Annotated in this window: 23 protein-coding genes; 13 read left to right on the plus strand and 10 right to left on the minus strand. The window is 43.0% G+C overall.

The window, feature by feature from the left end; translation table 11 throughout:
• Positions 1-481 precede the first annotated feature (481 nt).
• From metK to FN961_RS17410, 3 genes are all read left to right on the plus strand, one after another.
• Entirely contained in the window at positions 482-1,633 is a 1,152-nt protein-coding gene (metK, locus tag FN961_RS17400; RefSeq protein WP_144041450.1) for a methionine adenosyltransferase, read from the plus strand.
• Positions 1,634-1,931: 298 nt separating this feature from the next.
• Positions 1,932-2,534, plus strand: coding sequence for a cysteine hydrolase family protein (locus tag FN961_RS17405; protein ID WP_144041451.1), 603 nt, complete (start codon positions 1,932-1,934; stop codon positions 2,532-2,534).
• Positions 2,535-4,292 carry a sensor domain-containing protein gene (locus FN961_RS17410; protein WP_144041452.1) on the plus strand — a complete coding sequence of 586 codons (1,758 nt, stop codon included), beginning with the start codon at positions 2,535-2,537 and terminating at the stop codon, positions 4,290-4,292.
• Between the two features lie 8 nt (positions 4,293-4,300).
• Here the strand turns inward: FN961_RS17410 and FN961_RS17415 are convergent, their stop codons facing one another.
• Together FN961_RS17415 and FN961_RS17420 are read right to left on the minus strand one after the other, a co-directional pair.
• Entirely contained in the window at positions 4,301-4,675 is a 375-nt protein-coding gene (locus FN961_RS17415) for a hypothetical protein (protein ID WP_144041453.1), read from the minus strand.
• Between the two features lies 1 nt (position 4,676).
• The gene (locus tag FN961_RS17420) at positions 4,677-5,228 is read right to left on the minus strand and encodes a GNAT family N-acetyltransferase (RefSeq protein WP_144041454.1); all 552 of its coding nucleotides are present in this window, start codon (positions 5,226-5,228) and stop codon (positions 4,677-4,679) included.
• Between the two features lie 165 nt (positions 5,229-5,393).
• Here FN961_RS17420 and FN961_RS17425 point away from each other — a divergent pair, with 165 nt between their 5' ends.
• Entirely contained in the window at positions 5,394-6,386 is a 993-nt protein-coding gene (locus tag FN961_RS17425; protein ID WP_144041455.1) for a nucleotidyl cyclase domain-containing protein, read from the plus strand.
• 36 nt (positions 6,387-6,422) lie between these two features.
• Here FN961_RS17425 and FN961_RS17430 read toward each other — a convergent pair whose 3' ends face one another.
• Positions 6,423-6,617 carry a hypothetical protein gene (locus FN961_RS17430; RefSeq protein WP_144041456.1) on the minus strand — a complete coding sequence of 65 codons (195 nt, stop codon included), beginning with the start codon at positions 6,615-6,617 and terminating at the stop codon, positions 6,423-6,425.
• Positions 6,618-6,708: 91 nt separating this feature from the next.
• Here FN961_RS17430 and FN961_RS17435 point away from each other — a divergent pair, with 91 nt between their 5' ends.
• Positions 6,709-7,122, plus strand: coding sequence for an META domain-containing protein (locus FN961_RS17435; protein ID WP_144041457.1), 414 nt, complete (start codon positions 6,709-6,711; stop codon positions 7,120-7,122).
• 80 nt (positions 7,123-7,202) lie between these two features.
• Here FN961_RS17435 and FN961_RS17440 read toward each other — a convergent pair whose 3' ends face one another.
• The gene (locus FN961_RS17440; protein ID WP_144041458.1) at positions 7,203-7,499 is read right to left on the minus strand and encodes a hypothetical protein; all 297 of its coding nucleotides are present in this window, start codon (positions 7,497-7,499) and stop codon (positions 7,203-7,205) included.
• Positions 7,500-7,633: 134 nt separating this feature from the next.
• Here FN961_RS17440 and FN961_RS17445 point away from each other — a divergent pair, with 134 nt between their 5' ends.
• Positions 7,634-8,077, plus strand: coding sequence for a GNAT family N-acetyltransferase (locus FN961_RS17445; protein ID WP_144041459.1), 444 nt, complete (start codon positions 7,634-7,636; stop codon positions 8,075-8,077).
• A 225-nt stretch (positions 8,078-8,302) separates the two neighbouring features.
• Here the strand turns inward: FN961_RS17445 and FN961_RS17450 are convergent, their stop codons facing one another.
• Both FN961_RS17450 and FN961_RS17455 read right to left on the minus strand, forming a co-directional pair.
• Positions 8,303-9,670, minus strand: a complete 1,368-nt coding sequence (locus tag FN961_RS17450) for an L-serine ammonia-lyase (protein WP_144041460.1) — start codon at positions 9,668-9,670, stop codon at positions 8,303-8,305.
• 74 nt (positions 9,671-9,744) lie between these two features.
• Entirely contained in the window at positions 9,745-11,016 is a 1,272-nt protein-coding gene (locus tag FN961_RS17455; RefSeq protein WP_144041461.1) for a serine/threonine transporter, read from the minus strand.
• A 650-nt stretch (positions 11,017-11,666) separates the two neighbouring features.
• Here FN961_RS17455 and yjjX point away from each other — a divergent pair.
• From yjjX to FN961_RS17480, 5 genes are all read left to right on the plus strand, one after another.
• On the plus strand, positions 11,667-12,230 hold the full coding sequence (gene yjjX / locus FN961_RS17460; RefSeq protein ID WP_144041462.1) for an inosine/xanthosine triphosphatase: 564 nt from the start codon (positions 11,667-11,669) through the stop codon (positions 12,228-12,230).
• Between the two features lie 146 nt (positions 12,231-12,376).
• Positions 12,377-13,324: a bifunctional helix-turn-helix transcriptional regulator/GNAT family N-acetyltransferase gene (locus FN961_RS17465; RefSeq protein ID WP_229814777.1), complete on the plus strand. Its 948-nt coding sequence runs from the start codon at positions 12,377-12,379 to the stop codon at positions 13,322-13,324.
• A 113-nt stretch (positions 13,325-13,437) separates the two neighbouring features.
• Positions 13,438-14,481, plus strand: a complete 1,044-nt coding sequence (locus tag FN961_RS17470) for an NADP(H)-dependent aldo-keto reductase (protein ID WP_144041463.1) — start codon at positions 13,438-13,440, stop codon at positions 14,479-14,481.
• A gap of 120 nt (positions 14,482-14,601) precedes the next feature.
• A complete protein-coding gene (locus FN961_RS17475) occupies positions 14,602-15,813 on the plus strand; it encodes a cysteine desulfurase (protein WP_144041464.1) in 1,212 nt (403 codons plus the stop codon).
• Between the two features lie 135 nt (positions 15,814-15,948).
• Entirely contained in the window at positions 15,949-16,389 is a 441-nt protein-coding gene (locus FN961_RS17480; RefSeq protein ID WP_144041465.1) for a SufE family protein, read from the plus strand.
• Positions 16,390-16,931: 542 nt separating this feature from the next.
• Here the strand turns inward: FN961_RS17480 and FN961_RS17485 are convergent.
• From FN961_RS17485 to FN961_RS17500, 4 genes are all read right to left on the minus strand, one after another.
• Positions 16,932-18,620, minus strand: coding sequence for a DUF262 domain-containing protein (locus FN961_RS17485; RefSeq protein ID WP_185972826.1), 1,689 nt, complete (start codon positions 18,618-18,620; stop codon positions 16,932-16,934).
• A 1,136-nt stretch (positions 18,621-19,756) separates the two neighbouring features.
• Complete coding sequence (locus FN961_RS17490; RefSeq protein WP_144041467.1) at positions 19,757-20,524, minus strand: LamG domain-containing protein; 768 nt, start codon at positions 20,522-20,524, stop codon at positions 19,757-19,759.
• A gap of 398 nt (positions 20,525-20,922) precedes the next feature.
• Positions 20,923-21,204, minus strand: coding sequence for a hypothetical protein (locus FN961_RS17495; protein WP_144041468.1), 282 nt, complete (start codon positions 21,202-21,204; stop codon positions 20,923-20,925).
• Between the two features lie 377 nt (positions 21,205-21,581).
• On the minus strand, positions 21,582-21,863 hold the full coding sequence (locus FN961_RS17500) for a hypothetical protein (RefSeq protein ID WP_144041469.1): 282 nt from the start codon (positions 21,861-21,863) through the stop codon (positions 21,582-21,584).
• Between the two features lie 1,087 nt (positions 21,864-22,950).
• Between FN961_RS17500 and FN961_RS17505 the strand changes: the two genes are divergently transcribed.
• Positions 22,951-24,105 carry a methionine aminotransferase gene (locus FN961_RS17505; protein WP_144041470.1) on the plus strand — a complete coding sequence of 385 codons (1,155 nt, stop codon included), beginning with the start codon at positions 22,951-22,953 and terminating at the stop codon, positions 24,103-24,105.
• Positions 24,106-24,647: 542 nt separating this feature from the next.
• Positions 24,648-26,441, plus strand: coding sequence for an AAA family ATPase (locus tag FN961_RS17510; RefSeq protein ID WP_144041471.1), 1,794 nt, complete (start codon positions 24,648-24,650; stop codon positions 26,439-26,441).
• Positions 26,442-26,601: the final 160 nt, after the last annotated feature.

Here is a 26,601-nt window from a genome sequence, read left to right on the forward strand (position 1 = left end):
AGCACTATATCGTTCAGCACTTATGAAAACATCGATGCTCTACGGCAAATTTGGGAGCCATATTTTCGCCTACATAACATGCCGACGCAAATGTTTATTGCGGTTATGGTCATTTTCTTCACTTAAACACACATTTTTGTTAATAAATCCCCCTACATCTTAAACTGCATACTCGCGTATTAAAAATATATCAAATAAAACACCTCGAACAGCATAGCTAGTAATTATTTGATAAATATGAATTATTAACAAAAATAGACTTCCAAAAATATACCTAATGTCACAATTTCGAGGAATAATTCGTCATCGGGGGTGATAAGGCTGCCATAATGGATTAAAATAGCCGTCTAGATGTAGATACTTCTATACCCAAACGGCTTCATGATGCAAGGTTCAGCCTAAGCAGAAGGTGTATTCGCCGCAAATTGTGGCTTGATAGCTTGGGTATACATTCAAATTGCTTAACGACGAGATCCCCACCATGGCAAAGCACTTGTTCACCTCTGAGTCAGTCTCAGAAGGTCATCCTGATAAAATCGCCGATCAGATTTCTGATGCGGTATTAGACGCAATACTAGAGCAAGATCCAAAAGCTCGTGTTGCGTGTGAAACATACGTGAAGACTGGTATGGTCATGGTTGGTGGTGAAGTCACTACTTCAGCTTGGGTAGATATAGAAGAGATCACCCGCAAGACCGTTCGTGACATTGGTTACATCAATTCAGACATGGGTTTCGATGCCGATTCTTGTGCTGTATTAAACGTGATTGGTAAGCAGTCTCCAGACATTAACCAAGGTGTTGATCGCGCAGACCCTAAAGAACAGGGTGCCGGTGATCAGGGTCTTATGTTTGGTTATGCTAGCAATGAAACTGATGTATTCATGCCTGCACCGATTACTTATGCTCACGCACTCGTTAAGCGTCAGTCTGAAGTACGTAAGAACAAAATCTTGCCTTGGTTACGCCCAGATGCCAAGAGCCAGGTGACCTTTGCATACGAAGACAATAAAATTGTTGGTATCGATGCAATTGTTCTGTCGACTCAGCATTGCGAAAGTATTAATCAAAAAGACCTTATCGAAGGCGTGATGGAAACCATCATCAAGCCAGTGCTACCAGAGCAGTGGTTAAACAAAGACACTAAGTATTTCATCAACCCAACTGGCCGTTTTGTTATCGGTGGTCCAGTAGGTGATTGTGGTCTAACTGGTCGTAAAATTATCGTTGATACATACGGCGGCATGGCTCGTCACGGCGGTGGTGCATTCTCAGGTAAAGATCCATCAAAGGTTGACCGTAGTGCGGCATATGCTGCCCGTTACGTTGCTAAAAACATCGTTGCAGCAGGTCTTGCTGACCGTTGTGAGCTTCAAGTGTCTTATGCAATTGGTGTTGCAGAGCCAACATCAATCAGTATCGAAACATTCGGTACTAGCAAGGTGTCTGAAGAGCTATTAATTCAATTGGTTCGCCAGCATTTCGACCTACGTCCATACGGATTAACTGAGATGTTAGATTTGGCTCGCCCAATCTATAAGTCTACAGCTGCATATGGTCACTTCGGACGCAATGAGTTCCCATGGGAACGTACTGATAAAGTTGAAGCACTACGTGCTGCCGCTAGCTTATAATAATCTATCAGCCTGCTTAGGCTGATAGATAGAAAAAACCGCCCTTCGGCGGTTTTTTTATGCCTTAATTTTGACCGCGCCCTCATATTCATTCGGTTACTGAATAGGCGTTTCCTTAAAATTAAAGCCACTTTTCCCGATACCCTATCCAGCGTCATACTTGCCCACAAAAGAAGGTTACCGCTTACGCTCCCTTATAGTTAGTCAGGATTGTCTATACTAATTAATACTCGAGTGTGAGCGCTCATCAGTTCCCACATACGAGACGAATTAGACTGCATAATAAGTGAGAATTGTAATGAACATTCAAAACACAGCTCTACTCTTAATTGGTTTTCAAAATGATTATTTTGCCAAAGATGGCATCCTACACAGTGCACTGGAAAATTCAGAGCAGGTGGGGACAATCTTGGCCAACTCGCTCAACTTGATAAAAACCTTGCTGCCAACCGAAGCCGTGATTGCAGCAACTCCTATAATCTTTACCCCCGACTATTCCGAGCTCAGTGATCCCATCGGGATTTTAAAAATCATCAAAGATAATGGCGCTTTCAGATCAAACACCGTAGGGGCTGCAACGATAGCAGAGGTTGAGGCGCTATCAGGTAACATTGTGACTTTACCCGGTAAGCGCGGACTAAGCTGTTTCTCAAATACGGAATTACATCGAGTGTTGCAAGAACACGAAATTACCAATGTAATTATTGCTGGCGCGGTCACCTCCCTTTGTATCGATACAGCAGGAAGAGAAGCCGCAGATCTCGGTTATCGTGTCACTATCATCTCTGACTGCACTGTCGCAAGAACCACTTTTGAGCAGGAGTATTATCTCAATGAGATAATGCCTTTGTATGCAAATGTCATGTCCTCAAAAGACATTGCGCAATCTTTAGGACTCTAAATGCCTGACGGTTTAAAAGGTCCCAGTTCCAGTGAACTACTCTCTCAGGCGCAAAATAAACTCATTGAGCACCTGCAAGCATCAGAGAAACGCTATCAAGATTTAGTGGGACACCTTCGTGATGTGGTATTTCATCTTAATCTGGAGCTGAAATGGACTTTTCTCAACCAAGCTTGGCATGGAATGTCAGGCTACTGCATTGCTGACTCTTTAGGCTGTGACTTTGCTGATAACTTTTCACCAGAAGATACTTTGAGGTGCACCAAAGGTTTTGATGACTTACTCACAAAGCAGATCATGGAGATGAGTGAGGAGATCACCTTTATCACCGCTGATGGTGAACAACGAATTTTTGAGCTGTCATGCAGAGCAGTCAAAGATGAAACAGGACAGTTTGCTGGTTTTGCTGGCATCCTCTCCGATATTACAGAGCGGATCACTGCCGAAAATAAAATTACCTTTATGGCATATCATGATGCCTTAACTGGCATCGCAAATAGACGCTTACTCACTGAGCATCTTGCAAAAGAGTTAACCAAACCCTTTCAAAGCTTATCCTCATTACTCTATATAGACTTAGATAACTTTAAACAGGTCAATGACCATTTTGGGCATACTATCGGGGACCTTCTTTTATGTGAAGTCAGTGATACTCTCAGTGAATATATCCATGATGAGGAAGACCTTGTTGCTCGAATGGGCGGTGACGAATTCATTATTTACTTTTCTGACCTAGGGACAAATCAAACCCAGGCAACAGAAAAGCTCGCGATGGTCACCGAAGAGCTCCGAGCTCAACTGAGTACTCCTTTTCCTCTCGGAAAATTACAAATTCGAGTAACCAGTAGCATCGGCGTCGTGATCTTAGATCGTGCCACTATGAGTCACAACGATATTTTCAAATACGCCGATGCTGCACTCTACCATTCAAAGAATACAGGGAAAAATCAGGTTCGCTTCTATGATGACGAACTAGAACAAACCGAAAGACGACGCCAACAACTCGAAGAAGAACTCAGTCAAGCCATTAAAAATGAAGAGTTCTTATTATATTACCAACCTCAAGTAGATTCGAGCGGCACCAATATCCTTCAAGCCGAAGTGCTACTGCGTTGGCAACACCCGAAACATGGCGTCGTCAATCCTGACGAGTTTGTGCCTCATCTTGAAGAATATGGCTTAATCATCCCAGTTGGAAAATGGGTTTTGAAGGAGAGCTGTCGCCAGCTCAGAGTCTGGCAATTAGCAGGGAGAAGCCAACTGTGTCTCTCGATAAATGTCAGTGCGAATCAATTTTCACATCCTGACTTTATTCCATTTGTTGAACAGTGTCTTATTGAACATCAAGTGCTTGGAAAATACATAGAGTTAGAGTTAACTGAAAGTGTAGCGATTCATGACATCCCTTCAACAATCAAGAAGATGAATAAACTACAAGAACTTGGCATTCGTATCGCGCTCGATGATTTTGGTACCGGCTACTCCTCTCTTTCGTACCTAAAACATCTGCCAATTAACACACTAAAAATTGACCAATCTTTTGTTCAGGGGCTTCCCCATGATGGCTACGATGCCGCCATCGTTGAAACAACAATGGTGATGGCACATCACTTAGGATTAACCGTTGTCGCTGAAGGTGTAGAAAACACGATACAGTTAGATTTTCTCAAAAAGCAGGAATGCCATCTTTATCAAGGCTACCTCTTTAGCCAACCACTCAATGTCGACAAGTTTAGTAAACTCATCCTTGTAGACTGATGTCCACTTTAACAGTGGTCGAAATGAGCATTTTCCATGCACATAAACGATACTTGTTGCATCGACATCACAGGTATCGTTAACGCTCGTAAAGAGTCAATGTCGACACTAATACCCTTTTCCAAAGCACCGATATTTGCCGCATAGCTATTCGTTTTTCCGCAAACTACCCACTCTTCTTGCCATTTAACAAGGTAATAACGCTCAGTTGTAGACTGGCTCGCCGATATCAAACTAGCTTCATAAGCCGAAGGGGGCAAGGTGTCAACGTCACCGATTTCAAGAGCAGAGTTGATCACCGCCACCACAAGCTTGGTGTTATCGAACGCAGATAAAGACAGATGAAGGTAAGGCGCAAGCAGCTTAAGCAAAGATTCAGTCATATCACAATCCCTTATTATTAAGGACAAGCAGGTAATAATCTCTATCATCAAAGGTAAAGAAATCTAATACTTGCATCGACGCTTTATTGGTATGGGCTGAAAAGGAAGCCATGTTATCTTCCGCAATAAAGGTCAGCATAAAAGGGAATTGAGTACTGACACGCCCTTTAAGCATTGTGACTAACTGTTCAAAGATGCCCTGGCCACGGTACGTTTTTTTAATCCAAATTGGGCCATATTGGCAGGAGTTAGTTTGGGTTAACTTCACCCCATTTACGCTAAATTGACCTAATTGCTTAAGGATGTGGCGATATACAGGCCAAGATTGAAAAAATGCCCAAGGACCTGCAATTACATAACCCACAATCTCTGTTCTATCTTCAGCAATGACGATACAACCCTGCTCAATTAAATGAGTAAGCTCATTAGCACCAAACGTCTGGCCATCAAGGCCATGAGTCTGAGATTCACCTCCCAACTCATCATTAACATTCTGACGTTCAAGCCTCTGTAATTGCTCAATATCATTAAGGTGAGCTACTCTAATTTCCATTACTCTACTCGTATCGCATTTATATCTGATGAGGCCATTATACAGCGATAGTCAAATCCATTAAATCGTCTTAGCAAAGATAGCTCAAACCTAGGCATTTATTTGCTAAAAGCCGATATCACGACCACAATTAACAACTATAAAACAAGACTAATCTAGGTTCCTATGCTTCCGCAGAATATTGATACCAAAATCAGCTTACTTGAAAGTGACAACACTCAGCTCAATATCGTGCGGTGGATGCACCAATGCGAACTAATGAAGCGCTATTATGATTCTGACGTCGTATTTGTTATTCAGGAGACTGGGCAAGGGTTTGAAATTATTGTCAGCTCAATCAGTCAAACTCGTTGTTTCACAACTGGCACTCTATTCATAAAAGAGACTCCCATTTTTCAACGTTTAGTGCACTGCCCACCAGAAGGGCTCAATATCGACTTAACCAGCCAAAAATCACAAGACTTACCTAAAGATTTCAACGAAGCGAACAGCATGCTGACACGGCCAATATTATGGCCGGACGGCACTCACTTCGGCTGTATCTGTGTATTAAATTCCAAATCCTCAAAGATCGAAGCCAATGCCTTTATGCTTGAGCCATTTCAAGTGCTCCTACAGCAGGAGCTTTCTTTATACAGCCAGACACAACGCATTGAATCCCTATCAATGAGAGACAAGGACACAGGGATGTTAAATGAGTATGGCTTCACTATGATGGCGCCCAGACAATTGAGCTTAGGCAGACGTTTTGGCGCCCATGCTGGCATTATATTTATTGAGTTATTACCTGAATCTACAAATCGAGAACTCGTGGAGAAACACAATCGATTACTGGGTAATATCATTCAAGACACAATACGCACGGCTGATATTGCAGCTCATTACGGCGAGAGGCAATTTACGGTACTGGTTTTTGTCGATTCGGAGCGTGATTTACAACATATCACTCAACGTATTGAAAAACTGCTCCATCGACAAAATGAGCACCTCAAAATCGATTTCAGTTGCAGCTATTTCAGCCCTGAATCATCAATGAAATTGAGCCCTATGTTAGAGAAAACAAAAAATGGTCTCAGATCTGAGCAGAAAAAATTGGACAAGCAAGTGCAGGAAAAAGAAATAGAGAACAAGATTGAAGCAAGCAGCCCTTTAATATAGAACTCAAGCAATATTGCGTACAACTCCAATCCAATTTTACTCCTGCCTCCTCGCCCATTGAATAAAAAGCACTACGGGAAAAGGAGACATCATCACGGCCCCAAGCCCAATTAACGTTGACACTGTTACCATACCGCTAACGACTTGACTCATATCTGTAAACAGGTATGTAGCAACTCCGGTAATTAATAGCACTAGGCCCATCCAATGCATTACTTTTAACGCTTTCATCGCCTTTTCCCTCTATTTGGCAGATTTAATGCTGTTTATCTTGCACTATAATTGTCACAATATGACAAGTACATTAATTTAGGGCTCTGTCATGTCTATCAAATCTTTCGTTATCTCCGCTGCCTTAATCGGCCTAACAGCTTGTCAAAGTTCAGATGTCGCTCAAGTGCAAGATATTGAGCTTCAAGGAACATGGAACATCGAGGTTGTCGCCGATAAACCTGTTATCGATTACAGTCCGGCACAATTGATTTTTGCTGAAGAAGGAAATCTTTCAGGTAACAACAGCTGCAATAATTTCTTCGGCAGTTACACCATTGACGGTGACAATGTTCGCCTTATTCCTGCTGGTAATACAATGAAGGCCTGTGTTGATGCATTAATGGATCAAGAGCAAAGAGTCATGGCTGCCATGCCTGAAGTGACAAATGCCAGTCTTGCCAAAGGCAAGCTGCTTTTAAAAGATGCAAAGGGAAATACTCAACTGGTGTTGAGCAGGCTCTAATATTTAAGAACACTGCTTTTGCTAGATAATAAAAAACCGCCTGTTGGCGGTTTTTTTGTTTAAGCACATATATCTTAAAGCTAAGCATCAAAGTGCCCCTTACAATCACGCTCCCCTATCTTCATTTTATGCAGGGCTGCAGGGGGTTGTTCACGCTCAATTAAATAACTCCAGTAGGCGTCATCGAATCCTCTAAATAACTGCTCTGTCTTACCCTCTGATTTCAAAATAAGCCACCACCACACTAGGCCCCAAGCACCAAAAGTCAGTATGGTTAACATGAAATGCAGGCATTTATAGCGCTCCACCCCTTCTTTATTTATGCTTTTTCCAGCAACATTTCTGTGTACGCGGAATGTATGGTTAACCCTCGCCATAGACACCTCTCACTCTTATATTCAGTAATAAAAAGCTTAGCAGGGTTAGACTTTAGTCGAATGATAAATTCGATAAATATTTCCCACTGAGCCAAGAGGAGCATGCTAAAGTATCAACAAAAGTGGGAGAGATAATGAAAATTAGAAAAGGCGATATATCAGACCTTAGCGCATTGGTTCAATTTAATTTAGCGATGGCTAAAGAGACTGAAGATCTTGCATTAGATGAAGATGTGTTAACTACAGGCGTGAAAACACTATTGTCTCATGAGGAAAAAGGCTTCTACCTCGTCGCTGAAGTCGATGGTGAAATCGCTGGTTCACTGATGGTGACATTCGAATGGAGTGATTGGCGTGCTAAGGATTACTACTGGATCCAAAGTGTTTATATTCGCCCGCAAAATCGCCGCCAAGGGATCTACGCTAAGCTCTATCAAGCCGTCAAACAGATAGCCGAAGAAAATGGTGGAGCAGCCAGCTTTAGACTCTATGTTGAGCAAGACAACACTAAAGCGCAAAGTACGTACTCGGCGCTGGGAATGGAAAAAAGCTACTACCAGATGTATGAAGAGAAGTAGCGAGAGCGAACGCTTTGAGGGCGTTCGCGGGCTCACTACGAGTACGGGAACAAGTTCCCTACTAGATCGCTTCGCTGCGAGAAAGCGAGAAAAAGCTAAGAAGCAAGCAACAACTTATCGCTTTTGACTTATCTTTTTCTCGAAGGCCGCTGGCCGCCCTCGCAGTGACAAAATCACGCTCTCGAAGGCGCTCTCAAAGACCGAAGGTCGCCCTCCAAACTATCTTTACGCGCAGATAGTCGTGACCTTTATCGCTAAACCGCCTTGGCTGGTTTCACGGTACTTAACATTCATATCTTTGCCTGTCTCGTACATGGTCTCAATCACTTTATCTAAGCTAACTGTAGGCTCGCTGCTACGACGCATCGCCATACGTGATGAGTTGATAGCCTTAACAGAAGCAATCGCATTACGTTCGATACAAGGCACTTGCACTTGGCCAGCAACAGGATCACACGTTAAGCCCAAGTTATGCTCCATGCCAATTTCTGCTGCAATACACACCTGAACAGCAGTAGCACCCATGATTTCAGCTAAACCCGCAGCCGCCATAGAACACGCAACACCCACTTCCCCCTGACAACCCACTTCAGCACCAGAAATAGAAGCATTACGCTTATACAGGTTACCGATAGCAGAAGCTGCTAAGTAAAAACGCGTGTATTCAGACTGAGTCATAGGCTGAACAAATTTGTCATAGTAAGCCATAACAGCAGGAATAATACCCGCGGCACCGTTAGTCGGTGAAGTCACGACACGACCACCAGCAGCATTTTCTTCACTGACGGCTAATGCGAACATATTGACCCAATCAAGGATAGCCATAGGATCGGTCGTATGACGCTCACCGGTCACTAACTGACGATAGAGTGCTGGTGCACGGCGAGGAACACGTAATGGTCCTGCAAGTACGCCCTCAGTTTGGCAACCACGTTCGATACCGGCCTTCATGGTATTCCAGATGGCCTCGAAGGTTTCATTGATAAACGCTTCGCTGTGGAAAGCCTTCTCATTCGCCATCATTATCGCACTGATGCTCATGCCAGTTTCTTTACAGATAGCTAATAGATCGTCTGCGTAAGCAAATGGATAAGGCACCATCACTTCATTGGCTGCTTCTAAACCAAAATGCTCTTCATCAACAATAAAACCACCACCAGTAGAGTAGTAAGTCTTAGAGAATACGCTTACATCACCATTCCAAGCATGAATAGACATACCATTTTCATGCAGAGGAAGCGCATAAGAATGGAAGGTCACAGAGCCTTTAGGGAAGGCAACAATCTTCGCCTCTTTTCCTAATGGTAAAGTTTCTGTCGTCTCAATTTGACGAATAAACTCAGGAATGGCCTCAATATCTACTGTCGCAGGTAAGTTACCACCCAATCCCGTAAGGATAGCCGTATCAGTATGGTGACCTTTACCGGTAAGTGACAATGAACCATAAATATCGACACTGACGCGTGTCACTTTAGCCATATCTCCACGTTGACGTAATTCATCAACAAACTCTTTTGCGGCCTTCATCGGCCCGACAGTGTGTGAGCTGGATGGACCAACACCTATCTTAAAAATATCAAATGCGCTAAACATAACTAATTACCTCAATAGAAAAGGGTCAGCACTGAATGAGTGCTGACCCTAGGTAAATCTTAAAACAGTTTTACTTAAGACATCATTCCAAACAGAATGGCTGTCATTGCTAATAGACCTGCAATCACAACGAAAACGTTGCTGATACGGCCACGGTAGGCTTTAAGTGCTGGTACTTTGTAAACAGCATACATAGGCATTAGGTAAAGAATCGCAGCGATGATTGGACCACCGAGTGCTTCAATCATACCTAAGATGCTTGGGTTTATAATTGCGACACCCCAGATGGTGAAGAACATAAAGCCAAGAATGAATCTATTTACTTTCTTGTCAGATACTTCTTTCTTACTGCTACGCAACTGCTTAGTAATAATGCCCTTCAGACCTTCTGTCGCACCTAAGTAGTGACCGAAGAAAGAAGATACGATTGCAATCACAGCAATGATAGGACCAAAGTAGCTTACAAAACCACTTGCATGCACGTTAGCAAGGTAAGACAGAATTGGTAAGTTTTGCGCTTTAGATTCTGCAAGTTGTGCTGGGCTTAATGAAAGCACACAAGAGAATACAAACAGCATAACAAAACCAACTAACATCATACTCGTGTTACGTAGTATCACATCGGCTTTCTTAGACGCATTAACGCCATGCTCACGTTTCAATGCAACAGAGAACTGTGAGATTGCTGGAGAATGGTTAAATGCGAAGACCAATACTGGAATAGTTAACCAAACAGTGCCTAAGAATTCACCTGCTGATGGCACCTGAGACAAGGCGTCCATTTTCCAGCTTGGAATAAGGTACAAAGACATAAAAGCAAGAATAGCCACTAGTGGGTAAACTAGGAACTGAGTCACTTTCAACATGATCTTTTCGCCAGAAACCATCACTGACATCATGCCTAAAATTAGCAAGCCAGATAGAATCCAACGTGGTGGCGATGCCATACCAAGTTGGTTAACGATGAAACTGTCGATAGTGTTAGTAATACCCACACCATAGATCAATACGATTGGGTAGATAGCAAAGAAATACAACAATGTGATCGCTTTACCTGCGCCAACACCAAAATACTCTTCAACTACGTGAGTAATGTCGCTGCCTGGCTTCTGTGAAGAACAGACAAAACGAGATAGACCACGATGCGCTAAATAGGTCATAGGACCAATAATTATCGCCATCATCACTAGTGGCCAGAATCCGCCCATACCAGCATTGATAGGTAGGAAAAGAATACCTGCACCAACAGCGGTACCAAATAAACTTAACATCCAAGTTGTATCTTGACGTGTCCAACCCTGACGGCCAGATGTTTCTACTTGGGTTTTCATCACTTCTTCTTGCATAAATTTACCTTTGAGGTGCTAATGGCACCTTTGGTTTTGATGGTACAAACATAGACTGTGTAGTTACGGGTTAGCCCCACAGTAAGAGCAGAATTCGCGGTCAGAATATAGATTTAGAACATCAAAAAGTTGATCTAGCGCGTGGTTTTGAAATTGAATTTCAGAACAAGTGAGCAACGTGATCTTGCTCACAGTTGTTGTGTGGTAAATTTTCATAAGGACTCAATCAAAGTAACCAGATTGAACCTAAAACAAACATTACCATTACATAAATTACCTAAAGGTGATATTCAAAATCACACAACAAAAAACGCACACTCGCGCAATGTCACAAAAATACTCAGTAACGAGACATTAACCCACAAAGCAAACAAAAAATTTGAACTAGATCACAATCGAATCCACTAAATGAACTCAGATCTTTAGTAATTCAAACTGTCATCAATAAAACTAAGATCGCTTATTAAGCTCAATAGCCGACCAATCTTTAGAGGTTGGTTAACATAAATGACCTATTTACTCATGTAAAAATTAGGGGGATCAAAAAGATAACGAATATCGTTTATCTTCTAATCGCATCAGGTTGCAAATTGCAGATAAGCGGGAGACACTGCTTAAAATAAAATCGTAAATCCAATAAAAAATCCCCTATGCCAATGTTAACTAAACTAAAAGAAATTCACGTAGTGGTTGGTTCAACCAATCCAGTCAAAGTTCAGGCTGCAAAGTCAGCTTTAGAACAACTTTTTCCACACTCTGACATTCATTGTCATGGCTGTCATGCGCCCTCGGGCGTCGCTGATCAACCGATGACAGCACCAGAAACACTTCAAGGTGCAATAAACAGGGTTGAGTACTGTCAATCAGCGCCCGAAATTGAAAAAGCTGACCTTTATATTGCGATTGAGGGCGGAGTCGATAACTTCGCCTATGGTCCAGCCACCTTTGCTTATGTCGTGATAGCGCATCAGAGTCAACGTTTAGTCGGCCGTAGCGCACTCCTCCCGCTTCCTCCCATTATTTATAGCGCCTTAAATGAAGGTGAGGAGTTAGGTGATGTGATGGACAGGCTTTTCAACACCAAAAATATCAAACAGCAAGGCGGAGCCATTGGACTCTTGACGCGAGGGGCGGCAACCCGAGAAAGTACTTATACGCAAGCACTTATCTTAGCCATGGCGCCACTACTCAATGATGAGTTATACCGACGTTAGGTATATACCCAAGTGACTTGCAATTTAGTTTAATCCGCTCTAGGTTATACCTGACTCTTTAGATGTTAGTCGCACCTAATTCTTATCTTTAAGAATCAATCATAATCGAGGGCGTTAGATTGGCATTTATTGGTCGTAACAATGATATTGAAACAAGTGAACAGGGCGAACGCTGTTGTAAAACCAACGCTAGAGATGGTCTCAGAAAAGTATCTCGACACATTGTCAGACAATTAGGCATGCTCAACTCAGCCTTTGGCGACCTCCCCTTATCTCCAGCTCAAGCTCATACACTAATCGAACTAGGCAATGAAGCGGTTTCAATAAAGCAACTTTCACTGAGCCTGAATATCGATAAATCAAATGCCAGCCGTGCGGTCACTCATCTTGTCGAAAAAGGCTTTGCGTACACCCAAAGCAACCCAAAAGATACCAGAAGCTTACTTGCCCACTTAACTCCCCAAGGGAAAAAGCTACTGCAAAAACTCCATCATCAGCAAAACGTCATGTTTGATGAAATCCTATGTCAACTCTCACCAGAAGAAGCCACCAATATTGAATCTGCTATTTCAGCTTACAATAAAGCCATCTGTCGTACCCAAGCTCAACAAGGCTGTACCATCAGAGAGATAACCGCTGCAGATGATGTTGCAATCGCAGAGCTCATAAGAGAGGTCTCAGCTGAATATGGGTTGACTGCGGATAAAGGCTACAGTGTTGCCGATCCCAGTCTTGAGACCACCAGCAAACAATATAACGCCTCAGGCTCATGTTATTGGATCATAGAGCTCGATGGGATAATACTCGGCGGGGCTGGAATCGCCCCATTAGGCAGTGAACAAGGTGTCTGTGAACTTCAAAAAATGTACTTCAGTAAACAGTTAAGAGGTAAAGGATTTGCAAAGCGCATGGCGTACCTCGCCCTCAACTATGCACGAGAGCAGGAATACCAAGCCTGTTACCTTGAAACCACGGCCTGCCTGAAAGAGGCGATTAGCTTATATGAAGCTATCGGTTTCGAACATATTTCAAAGCACTTAGGTGATACAGGCCACGACGCCTGTGAGTTACCTATGTTGTTAAAACTGAAATAGTTACCCTATAATCCTCTCGATCACAGTGCCTTGTTTTATATAGATCATTTCCCCCTAGTCTTTTTTCTAAAAGCTTGCTAGCCTCAAAGCAATGACATTACAGTGGAGATTTTATGGAATATCGCCGAATACCACATTCCAACCTTGAAGTAAGTGAACTCTGTTTAGGCACCATGACTTGGGGTGAACAGAATACGCAGTCAGAAGCCTTTGCCCAACTTGATTACGCCATCGATCAAGGCGTCAATTTTATTGACACTGCCGAGATGTACCCTGTGCCTCCCAAAGCTGAAACTCAGGGCGCCACAGAACGCATTTTAGGTAATTATTTAAAGAAGACTGGTCATCGTGACAACTTGGTCATCGCCACTAAGGTTTCAGCGCCTGGCGGTAAAGGCGATTACATCCGCCCCAATATGGCCTTGGACTGGTGCAATATACATGAAGCTGTCGATGCCTCACTGGAACGATTACAGATAGAAACCATCGATCTTTACCAGCTTCATTGGCCTGACAGAAACACCAACTTCTTCGGTGAACTCTCCTATCAGCAGATCGATGACAACGAAACACTCACCCCGATTATCGATACCCTTGAAGCCCTTGCTTCACTGCAAAAAGAGGGCAAAATCCGCTACATCGGCGTCTCCAATGAAACCCCTTGGGGATTGATGAAATACCTGCAGCTTGCCGAAAAACATGGCCTGCCTCGAGTCATTAGCGTTCAAAATCCCTATAACCTGCTTAATCGCAGTTTTGAAGTCGGCATGGCAGAGATAAGCCACCGTGAAGAAACGCCGCTACTTGCGTACTCTCCATTGGCCTTTGGTGCACTCACAGGCAAGTACTTAGACGACCAATGGCCTGAAGGCGCGCGTCTCACACTTTTTAAACGTTTTGCCCGTTATACCGGGACTCAACTCGCCCTTGATGCCACTAAGGCTTATGTTGACTTAGCCCGTGAGTTCAAACTTAGCCCAACGCAGATGTCACTCGCTTTCGTCAATTCACGTAAGTTCGTGGTTTCAAATATCATAGGGGCAACCAACCTTGAGCAACTCAAAGAGAATATTGACAGCATTAACGTCACTATCTCACCAGAGTTGATAAAGCGTCTCGACGAGCTGGCACTGATTTACCGCCTGCCTTGCCCATAAGCTAATAGACTCATAAGCGCATAAACGTGCTTTAGCAGTAAAAGCCGCTTGCAATAGGCGATAAGATCTCCCAAGATCTTATCGCCTTATTTTTTTGTCATAAACAATCGGACCCTAATCATGGACTTTTCCCAGCTGCGCGCTCAATTCCCCACACTAGAGCAGACTTTAGCAGGCTACCCACTGTGCTACTTAGACACTGCGGCCACCAGCCAAAAGCCTAAGCAAGTCATCGCAGCCATGACCCGATATTATGAAACAGATAATGCCAATGTTCATCGAGCTGCACACCAGCTTTCATCAAGAGCCACCAGCCAATATGAAGCAGTGCGTGACAGCCTGACCTATTTTATCCATGCTAAGCAGCGTGAAGAGATCATCTTTACCCACGGCACCACAGAATCAATCAACATGGTCGCGCACGGCTTAACCGGGCAGATTAAAGCCGGTGATCTCATATTGATCGACACCGCAGCCCATCATGCCAATATCGTGCCTTGGCAAGAACTCGCCAAACGCACGGGAGCCATCATCAAGCCCATCCCGCTAACCGAGGAATGTCGACTTGATGAAGCCGCTTTCGATGCCCTTTTACTAGAAAAGCCAGCGATTGTGGCACTCAGTCATGTTTCCAACGCGCTAGGTACACTCAATCCTGTCAGCGATCTGGTCGCTCGCGCTAAACGCGCTGGCGCACTGACCTTAGTCGACGGCGCACAGGCTATCGCGCATCTCGAGGTAAATGTACAAGCGTTGGATTGTGATTTTTATGTCTTCTCCGCCCACAAAATGTATGGCCCCACTGGTGTTGGGGTTCTCTACGGACGCTTTGACATATTGGACACCCTCGCACCGCTTATCACTGGCGGAGAGATGATTAAAACAGTGAGCTTTGAGGCAACTCAATTTAATCTGCTTCCCAATCGACTCGAAGCCGGTACGCCGCCAATTGCAGAGGTTATCGGATTAGGTGCGGCGATTGATTTTATCAACGCCCTCCCAAGAGCCGACATTGCCAAGCAAGAAGCTGAACTTCTTCACTACTTGCAAACCCAGCTCAAACAGTTAGGTGACATCACCCTTTATGGCGCCAATGACAACAATATCGGCGCCGTGGCATTTAACCTTGCCGATGAACATCATCAAGATGTCGGCATTCTTCTCGATCAACAAGGTATTGCAGTACGATGTGGTCATCACTGCGCTATGCCGTTAATGCAAAGCTTAGGGATCAAGGGCTGTTGCCGCGCATCACTGGGAATATATAGCAGTAAAGAGGATATCGACCGTTTTATCGACGCGCTGAAATCAGTAAAAGATATGTTGTTGTAAAAGAAGGTTCGAGGAAGAGAAGGTTCTAGGTTCTAGGTGCTAGGAAAGGCTAAGACGGCAAAGCTAATACCAATCAATATAAGAAGCCAAACGCGGTTTTATTTTAATATAGTAAACATTCAAATTAGGTCGAATATGAGTCAAGTACCACAACCCACTACAGAGAGTTTTTTAGCGCTTGAGCTTAACAGCTCTGACATATTGCCTCTATTTGAAAATGCCAACAATTGGCAAGAGCGCTATCGTCAAATCATGTTATTGGGCAAAACCCTGCCAAAACTTGATGAAGCCTATCGCGTTGAATCAGCTCAGGTTAGAGGCTGTGAAAGCAATGCTTGGCTTTATCATAGTGCAATCGAAGGTAAACACTATTTTATTGCCGACAGCGATGCACGCATCGTGAAAGGGCTCATCGGCCTGTTATTGACCGCTTGTCACGGCAAGACCTCAGCAGAGATTGCCGGATTTGATATTGAGGGTTATTTCGATATGTTAGGGCTAACGGGACAGTTAAGCCCCTCACGCACTAATGGGTTGTTTGCCTTAGCTAAGGCAATTAAAGCTTTTGCAGCTTAATTTGACTGGTTTGGTATTTATTGAGTTTGCTAGATACCAAAGCTACATTGTTATCTAACGCCTCCCCGGCGAGGAATGTGCAGACACTTCAGTAGAACGCTACAAGTACAATCCCTGTAAGCTCGACGGTGGCATCCATGCCACCAACGTCTACAGCTGTATCTACACTGGATTCTGACAAGCAAGCTACCCCGTATCATTCTTCATAATAAAGGCCCAAGTCAGATAAGTTAAAACCTAGTAAGAAATAGCTCAAAAACAAAAGGTATGACTGCCCTGTCTTTTATTTTTGGAATAGATAAGAGTTATGCCTATCCTACTTTTCTCGCGGAATTCATCAGAGGCGCAAGCTAAAGCTCGTTAAGCCCGTCTCTCCCATTAACAAAAAGGTCAGCACTATCGCTTAAAGCGAAAAGAGTCTATCAATTAGCAGTATGCGAAGAGACGCAAAATGTAGAAAAGCTAAGACCAAATAGCCTTAGCTATGAGAGTGTTGTCTTGACACACCGCGAGCGTCCATATATGCCCTCTCTATTGTTTTTTTACGCGTAAGGTAGATGCCAAATAGCTTTAGCTTGTTTTGCTAAATACTTTTGTCTAGCTTTAATGTTATCTTGATTCCATTTTTGAAAACCAAATCTTTTTGTTAGTTCATATCTACTTGTTTTATAAACATCTGATTTATTTTCAAAGTTTTTGTTACCAATAACACGATTTTTGTCAGGTTCTAATAATGTGAAATTACCAAGCCTATAAATAAAGCTTTCCTCGATATCTTTAGGGAAATTGTCATTCCACTCCGCAGATGGGTTTTCTGGCAGGACGTGTTCAAGAGAACCATTATCAAACTCAAAATCAAATACGTGTTCTGACAGGTGATTTTCGATGCTATAAACTATATATCTGGCCAATTTAGCAGATCTTTTCGTTCTAATAGACTTTGATTCAAAATTACGCTCAAAATCTTCATCGCTAACATAAAGTGGCTGCAATATTAAAAATATATCTCTTGCAGATTTTGCAGTCCCTGCATTTATTGCTTTACAAGCATCATTATATTTTGACTCTAAAGCATTTGGATTCAAACCGGACACAACCATATATCTAAATGATATTACTGAACATATTCTTAATGTAGCAACCCAGTCATCATGTTCTAAGTATAAATATGAATTAATCAAGAGAGGGTAACATTGGGTAACGTTAAACAAGCTTAATTCCCTAATATGCTTTTTAACTTTTTCATCACCTTCCCATAATTGGTGATTTGATTCACTCAGAGCGGCATAAACCTCTGAAACTTCACTCATACTATTTAGCAAGTTAAACGCTGTTTTAGGTGTGTTGATATGCCTTTTTACAGTTTTAAATAGTTCTTTCTCTTGAATCAAACCATTTTGCATCATCCAGTAATGACGTAGGAACTTGGGAAAACCCGAGTATGAAACATGATTAATAGTTACATCCCAGATATTTTTAACATGACTTTTATCCGAATCATCCACAATTGAAAATAAATAGTTTTTCAGTAGATCCGTAACTGATAAATCTAACCCTCTATCATTTAATGTTTCAAAAATAAGATAAGCACTTAAATCATCTGTTGCAGTAATTTGAATAAACAACAAGCTATCAGAAATATACTCCACAAACGAAATTAATGACGAAACATCTTCATCCTTAAATATTTCTTCTTTGATTAATTCTTTGTAATAGTTAAAACAGTCAAAAAGTAATTTGTTACTTTTTATTGTTGATTTAATGTTTATTGGTTTTCTAAAATTAGTGAGGTAAGTAGAAAAGAAAGGATTATTACTTTCATTTAATTCAATTTTATTTTCATAATTTAAGGATGATAATGATTTCTTTCCAATAAAATCTGTAATTAACAGTTCTATTCTCTTTTCATTATTATCAACATCAATTTCACGTTTAACTAAGTTTTTCAATGCGTCAACGACAGCTAATACTAATATAGTAAGAGTTGTTAATCGTTGTTGACCATCAATAATATCGTATTGTTTTTTATTTTTAGATACTAAAACTACTGATCCCATGTAATGTTTAGAGTCATTTTTTCTATTAGTTTCAATATCTAACCACAGATCATTCCAATGTGTTTTGTTCCATGAATAATCCCTTTGGTACAATGGAACTTTAAACTTATTATCACCCTTAATTATTCCACCAAAAGTGTCCGTTTCTGCATTTAAAAAGTTCTCTGCTGACAATGCCAATACTCCTTGTAAAAACTAACAGTTTGTTTGTGTGATATTAACCACTAGCCACATTAGGGTTCATCCTTGTTATGTTGAAAAGTAATATACAGTTCCGTATACAAGATGTCGAACGAGACGGTCTATTTTTATGATTAAAACCATGTAGTTAAGAACCACCTAAACTAGCTATTAACTTCAACTTAGGAAGGGCTAGCGGTGTTAGCCACCTTAAAAGAGAGTTAAGCAGAGTCGTTAACCGCCATTTATAGCCAAAAGGTAGAATTTACTACCTCCTCACTTTTCCTTGCCTCCATCTCTTCCTTCGTGATCTCCGTGAAGCGAAGCACAATAACGTCCCTGTTTAACAGCCAGTTCTACAGTCCCTGTATCTCGTTCATAAGCTTATGGCTTCGCCATATTCACCGTGGTGAGAATATCTTTTGCTCTTGCCTTGATCGACACTCGAAGCGCAGCGATCTAGCAGTGAGCCTGCGAACGACCTCGTAGGCACGCAGTGCCGTCCTAGCAGGGCGAAGCCCGCCCTTCTCAGCTTTCCAAGATAAAAGCGATTCACCACAGAGAACACGGAGGACCACGGAGAAGTGCAACAGCCTGAGTCTTAAACTTTTTTCTTTTGAACTTATCCCAACGCAGCTTTCTAGCTAAAAGACAGGGCATCAGTATCTTTTTCATTTTCTTTTTACACCATGAACTGTCTTTGTTTTACCTCCATCTTTTCCTCCGTGAACTCCGTGTAGCGAAGCCTCCGTGGTGAGAATATCTTTTGCTCTTGCCTTGAGTCTTTTGCTCGAAGCGTAGCGATCTAGCAGTGAGCCTGCGAACGACCTCGTAGGCACGCAGTGCCGTCCTAGCAGGGCGAAGCCCGCCCTTCTCAGCTTTCCAAGATAAAAGCGATTCACCACAGAGAACACGGAGAGCCACGGAGAGGATCAAAAGAGAATATCTTTGTTTTTACAAGAGATAATGGATCCCGGAACAAGCCCGGGATGACGGCAGTGCCAAATTCTCAGTTTTGCTTTTACTGTGATTCCTGTAGGCTCAGGCTATTCCGTGAGCAGCGCGTTCTGTACTCAAGAAAGATATGACTGTCCTGTCTTTTCTTTGGTTAGCAAATAGAACCTGCACTTTTACAGGCCATAATTTGCATAAATTTTTACTTCTTCATCCGTAAAAGCTCTGGAATAAATCTGAAGTTCATCAATAGAGCCTTTAAATGGAAGGTCTTGATGGCCTTGCACTCCATTGCGAGTTCCACCGATAACACATGCATTAGTAGCTGCTAATTCTGTTGGTGCCCATGTTTTTTCATGATTTCCGTCCATTTGAACACCATCAATAAAAATTTTAATGTTTTCTTTGTTGAGCGAATCTCCCTTATTCGCGGATAGTACAGCGACAACTGTATGCCATTTGCCTTCACTCACAACATCAACACCTTTTTCTGTTGTAAAGCCTTGCCCTAGCGTATCGGCAAATCGATATTTATTACTGTTTGTTAGCCAAAGAACAAACAAGTCATTACAAGCAAAGACATGTTGGTGTAAATTTGGTGTCGTGATCTTAAGTCGGGCTGCAACCGTTATCGGGCCGGTCAAATTTAAGTTTGAATTATCAGGAAGAATAACGACATCTTCTTTTTTGGAAAAAGTTAATGTTTTTCCAATGCTTGGCTTTCCTATCAGCTTACCGTGATTCTCAAGAGGACTAAAATCATGTAATAGTCCATCACTGGTATAGGTTTCAAAGTCATAAGATGCAACTAGTCCATCAGCAGATATGGCTTTCGAACCGACGAGGCGTTCTTTAGTTATACCTCTATCCCCCTCTTTCTCACTGGCTGATAACGACATACAAAACCCAATAGAGAATATGAATAATACGATCAATTTTTTCATTAACTTTTCCTTGTTAAATATTTATAAAGTTATTAATAGTGGTTATTAACTAACAGCATTTAAATTGGCAGATAACGAGCCTGTAGAACGACTCACTTTTGATTAATTTTTAACCCACACAATGACAGTACCGAAGTTCATATGGCTATTCAATTTTTTCACTTGGGTTTATTCTTTGAAGAGTTTTTAGCGGAGATTTCAGTTTAGGTAAGCCTGAATGACTTTTATATGCCTGTTACATGGTTATCGCGGCTGATTCTGATGGTAAAAAGGCTATCAGCCTTAATACAACCAGCTTTGTAGTTTCTCTATATTGTGTACTCAGCAGTACATCTGCCATTGTGCGTTCGCCTTCGTTTGGCCTCGGAAGGTCAAAAAAATAGGCTGTCCTGTCTTTATCAACTGTTTAAGCCAGCCTGCCCTTGAAGGTTGTATATGATTATTCCAGCTGTATCTTTGTTCCCTCCGTGCAGTTTAGAGAATAGCTCTCCCAAAACTACTGCCGAAAAATAGTCGTAATTAGCCAGTTCTGGGTCAGTGCTCACCAACTCGGAGCTGGCGGCTTGAACATGCTTCCCTATCACTGACTCAATTTCCTTCAACATCTGCCCCTGATATCGTTCCAGAATTTCAGCCATCTCGATAAGTTCAGCCTCGGTAAAATCTTGCTCTTTCTTCATGATCCAAATTCCTCCTAACTAACTTCACTTGCAAAATTGACTGGGTGCAACTTGCTATCTATCCACCCCATAAAAATAAATCCATAACATAATAATTAGGTAAGGAAACCACAGTTAAAGTTCTCATGTTTAATCAGTGGATCCCGGAACAAGCTCGGGATGACAGCAATGACAAATGCTCAGTTTTGCTTTTACTGTAAGCAACGCGTTCCTGTAGCCGCAGGCTATTCCGTGAGCAACGCGTTCCGTAGACATTTCTCTTTTCTTAAGGCTTTTAACTCGCAGCGCAGCGCCCTAGAACCTCGAAGGCACGCAGTGCCGTCCTAGTAGGGCGAAGCCCGCCCTTCTTCGCTTTACCGCCCTTCTCAGATTTACGATCAATTGTTTAAGTCTGCCTGCCCTTGAAGGTTGTATATGATTATTCCTGCTGTATCTTTATCCCCTCCATGCAGTTTGGAGAACAGCTCTCCCAAAACCACTGCCGAAAAATAGTCGTAATTAGCCAGTTCTGGGTCAGTGCTCACCAACTCGGAGCTGGCGGCTTGAACATGCTTCCCTATCACTGACTCAATTTCCTTCAACATCTGCCCCTGATATCGTTCCAGAATTTCAGCCATCTCGATAAGTTCAGCCTCGGTAAAATCTTGCTCTTTCTTCATGATCCAAATTCCTCCTAACTAACTTCACTTGCAAAATTGACTGGGTGCAACTTGCTATCTATCCACCCCATAAAAATAAATCCATAACATAATAATTAGGTAAGGAAACCACAGTTAAAGTTCTCATGTTTAATCAGCAAAGATTCGAAACGAACGAAGTGACCGATAGATTCAAAGCTCACCCTCTTAGCTTTACTAGCAGCCAAGCCCCCTAAAATCTCGCAGGCACGCAGTGCCGCCCTAGCAGTGAGCTTGCGAACGACCTCGAAGGCACGCTGTGCCGCCCTAGTAGGGCGAAGCCCGTCCTTCTTAGCTTTACTGTAAGCGCAGTGTTCCTGTAGCCGCAGGCTATTCCGTGAGCAACGCGTTCCGTAGACATTTCTCTTTTCTTAAAGCTATTAACTCGCAGCGCAGCGCCCTAGCAGTGAGCTTGCGAACGCCCTCGAAGGCACGTAGTGCCGTCCTAGTAGGGCGAAGCCCGCCCTTCTCAGCTTTCCAAGATAAAAGCGATTCACCACAGAGAACACGGAAAGCCACGGAGAAAATCAACAGCATCTATCTCTGAATTTACTCGCAACGCAGCGAACGCCCTAGCAGGGCGAAGCCCGTTCTTCCCAGCTTCAACCTCCATCTTTTCCTCCGTGAACTCCGTGTAGCGAAGCCTCCGTGGTGAGAATATCTTTTGCTCTTGCCTTGAGTCTTTTGCTCGAAGCGTAGCGATCTAGCAGTGAGTTTGCGAACGACCTCGTAGGCACGCAGTGCCGTCCTAGCAGGGCGAAGCCCGCCCTTCTCAGCTTTACTGTAAGCAACCCGTTCCTGTAGCCGCAGGCTATTCTGTGAGCAACGCGTTCTGTACTCAAGTCAGTCGCCCGCGACGTTCGTCTCAGCTTTTTCTAGCAGCGTAGCGCCCTCGCAGTGAGCTTGCGAACGCCCTCGTAGGCACATCGTGCCGCCCTAGCAGGGCAAAGCCCGCCCTTCTTCGCTTATCCACCTAATATGAAATTATGTTAATTTAGAATATGATGAGGCCATGAAAAAATGAAAAAGTTCACTAAATAGTGAGTATTTACCATAGAGAGAAAGTCCATTGAAAAGCTTAACTCATAGCAGTAAATTACCGCACCTTGGCACTAGTATTTTTACCACTATGACTGGGCTGGCCAATCAGTACAATGCCATTAACCTCTCTCAAGGTTTCCCTGAATTCGATACTCCTGAACGGCTAAAACAAGGCTTAGCTAAATACTGTGGGCAAGGCTTTAATCAATATGCGCCCTCAAGTGGACTCGCGCCTCTTCAAGCTCAAATAGCCGCACTCACAGGGCGAACATATGGCACTGATATTAATCCACTCGATACTGTTACGGTGACATCAGGCTCAACTGAAGCCCTGTTTGTCGCAATACAAACCATTACGCATCCTGGCGATGAGATTATCATCTTCGACCCGGCTTATGACTCCTATAAACCAGCGATTGAATTGGCCGGAGGCCGTGCGGTACATATATCCATGCAGGCGCCAGATTATGCCATTGACTGGCTGCAAGTTGCAGCAGCGATAACAGATAGAACCCGCGGGATCATTATCAATACGCCCCATAACCCCAGCGCCAAGACCTTAAAACAAGCTGACTTTGATGAATTAAAAGCACTCGTGAGCAAACATCAGCTATTACTGATAAGTGATGAAGTCTACGAGCATATCGCCTTTGAAGGCACACCCCATATCAGTGTATTAAGCGATCCTGAACTTTTTTCCCGCGCTTTTGTTATCGCCAGCTTTGGTAAAACCTTCCACTGCACAGGTTGGAAGATGGGTTACTGCATCGCGCCCGAGGTACTGACACAAGAGTTTAGAAAGATTCACCAATATGTCACCTTCTCAAGCTTCACTCCGGCGCAACTGGCATTAACCGATATGCTGGCCGAAGAGAGTGAACATATCACCGCACTCGCCCCCTTTTATCAACACAAAAGAGATGTACTAGTGAACGCCCTACAAGCGAGTCGCTTTACTATCCTCCCCAGCGAAGGCACCTACTTTTTACTACTCGATTATTCAGATATTTCACCGCTAGACGACATGGCATTTTGTGAGTACCTAGTTAAAGAGGTAGGCGTAGCCACCATTCCCCTGAGCGTGTTTTACCAAACCGCGACCAATGATAAAGTCATTCGATTATGCTTCGCCAAAGAGGATGATACCTTACTGCAAGCAGCCCAGAGGTTAGCTGCTCTCTAGTGAGCAGTTTCACTATTCATATTGGCTAGCTTACCTGATAAGCAGTTTCGAATATCTTTAGTCTTTTACTCGAAGCGCTGCGATCTAGCAGTGAGCTTGCGAACGACCTCGTAGGCACGCAGTGCCGTCCTAGCAGGGCGAAGCCCGTCCTTCTTAGCTTTACTGTAAGCAGCGCGTTCCGTACTCAAGTGAGTCGCCCGCGACGTTCGTCTCAGCTTTTTCTAGCAGCGTAGCGCCCTAGCACCTCGCAGGCACGAAGTGCCGTCCTTCTCCGCCTTTATTCCCCTACAGACCGAAAACAACTTAAGCAACTGATTCTTATCGACTACCTTCTCATTTTTATCAATATTGTCTGGTGTATATTTATCAATAATTTATTATATTCGCCGATTATCAGTGTATCGCATTCGTCAGGAACGAGTGTTGTGTCTTGTGCTGTTCAATATTCAAATCGAACAATAAGCTTGGTTATATCCTCCTCTGTATATAAAGCATGCTTATTAAATATCGGTGTCATTATTTTTTTGTCTTTGAGGTGTTAAATGCAAAGCTTTCCTAGTGAAGCGAATAAAAGGCTGTCTTGTGTCCCACTAATTAATGCGTGTGTCGATTGGGGAACATATAGCTTCTCTGGCGAACAGTTTCGCTTATGGTTTGGGTTAATTCTGGGTGCTTTTGTACTGTATAACTACGAAATCTATGTAGGCTTCGTTCTCAACCCGCCAGTGCTCATACTCATCCCTGTTGTCTTGCTTTGTCTTGTCGGGAATATACTCCGCCTTACCTCGGATGTCGTTAAAGAACGCATCAGTGAGGTTGACTGGGAGTATGGCTCACGCTGGTACTTAGGTGCATTTTTCCTTGTGCTGATCTGGCAAGCCCTCCTATTACACCTATATGTGATTGATATGTATCATAGCTGGGATAATGTCATCGGGAGCTCCTATCGCCGAGGAGAACTATATAGCAATATCTCCACAACGCTGGCTGTTTTCCTCCTCTATTATTATGCGTTTGCTAAGCCTGTTGTGACTTCGGGGTTTCTCATCTACTTTGCGACAATGAAAAAAGAGGAGATAGGGGTTGAGGTTAAAAGCGGTGATCCGATAATCGATTGGGCAAAGATGCGCCAAGATAAGATCAATAGTTTTACCGGTATGCGTCGCTCAATTGTGACTGGTTCTGTGCGTTTTGATAGAACCAAATACTGTGATAAAGCGACTGCTGAACAATATCTCTTTGATTTTCTTCAACTCACTCCAAATGCCAAAATAGCACACTTTAGTATGCCGGAATCTGAGCAACTGGGCTTAATTGAAAGTTATATTGTCCATTTAACTCGCGCTTCACTGGAGTTCGGTTTCAAACCTAGCCAAATTTCGGTCAGTGGTAATCAATATATTCGTAATAAAGATGCCACAAATTTATCACTGCAAACTATTGCTGAATTTTTCTCTGAAATCGAGAATGTTGAACAAGAGAAGGAGAATGAAGAGGTCGCTAAAGCGCAAAGAGAGCAAGTGCTTGACAGTATGATCGGCCTAAAGCGAGTGAAAGAAGAAGTTAGACGACTTAATGCCATGCTCACTTATAACCATCAGCGCCAACAAGAGGGCTTAGCGGTGTTGGAGCAAGGGGCATATCACATGGTATTTACCGGTAACCCAGGCACTGGTAAAACCGTCATCGCGCGTCTTATAGCTGAGATGCTGTTTGATAAGGGAGTATTAAAGAATAAGAAAGTCATCGAGGTCACACGTAGCGATTTAGTGGCTCAATATATTGGTCAAACAGCCCCTAAAGTTAGAGCTGTGGTCGATAGCGCCATGGGCGGAGTCCTGTTTATCGATGAGGCTTATAGTTTGGCCAAAGGCGGTGAAAACGATTTTGGATCTGAGGCGATCGATGAGCTATTAAAGCTTATGGAAGACAGACGTGGTGATTTTGTGGTTATCACCGCAGGCTACCAAAAAGATATGGATGATTTTCTACAGGCCAACGAAGGTTTGAAACGTCGATTTGCACGCTTTATTCATTTTGATGATTACGCTGATGATGAGTTGCTGGGGATTTTATCCTTGATGGCTGGCAAAGCCGGTGACAAATTTGAAGAGCAGTTTCAGCATGAATTGCCTGAGCTGATCAGTCAATGGCGTGCAGCTTACGGTAAAGGATTTGGTAATGCAGGTGCGGTGCGTCAGATGTTAGAAGCAATGCAAAAATCTCGCCCTCTGCGTTTAATAGAGCAAGGTATTGAGATGAAGGGCGATGCGCTCGTACTATTAAACCGAAGTGATTGGGATTCAGCTGTTGAGATGACCAGCTTCGGTCAATAATATTTGCTTGGGTTAATATCACTATCAAGTGGTATTAACCCTTGTCTTATCACGATAGTGACAACTAAACGCGTTAATCGAAAAGGAGAAGATTGAGCACCCCCGTCTTTCTCTTCTTTCTAGCAGTGAGCTTGCGAACGACCTCGTAGGCACAAGGTGG

Origin of the sequence: Shewanella hanedai (assembly GCF_007197645.1) — a bacterium.
GTDB classification, from domain to species: domain Bacteria; phylum Pseudomonadota; class Gammaproteobacteria; order Enterobacterales; family Shewanellaceae; genus Shewanella; species Shewanella hanedai.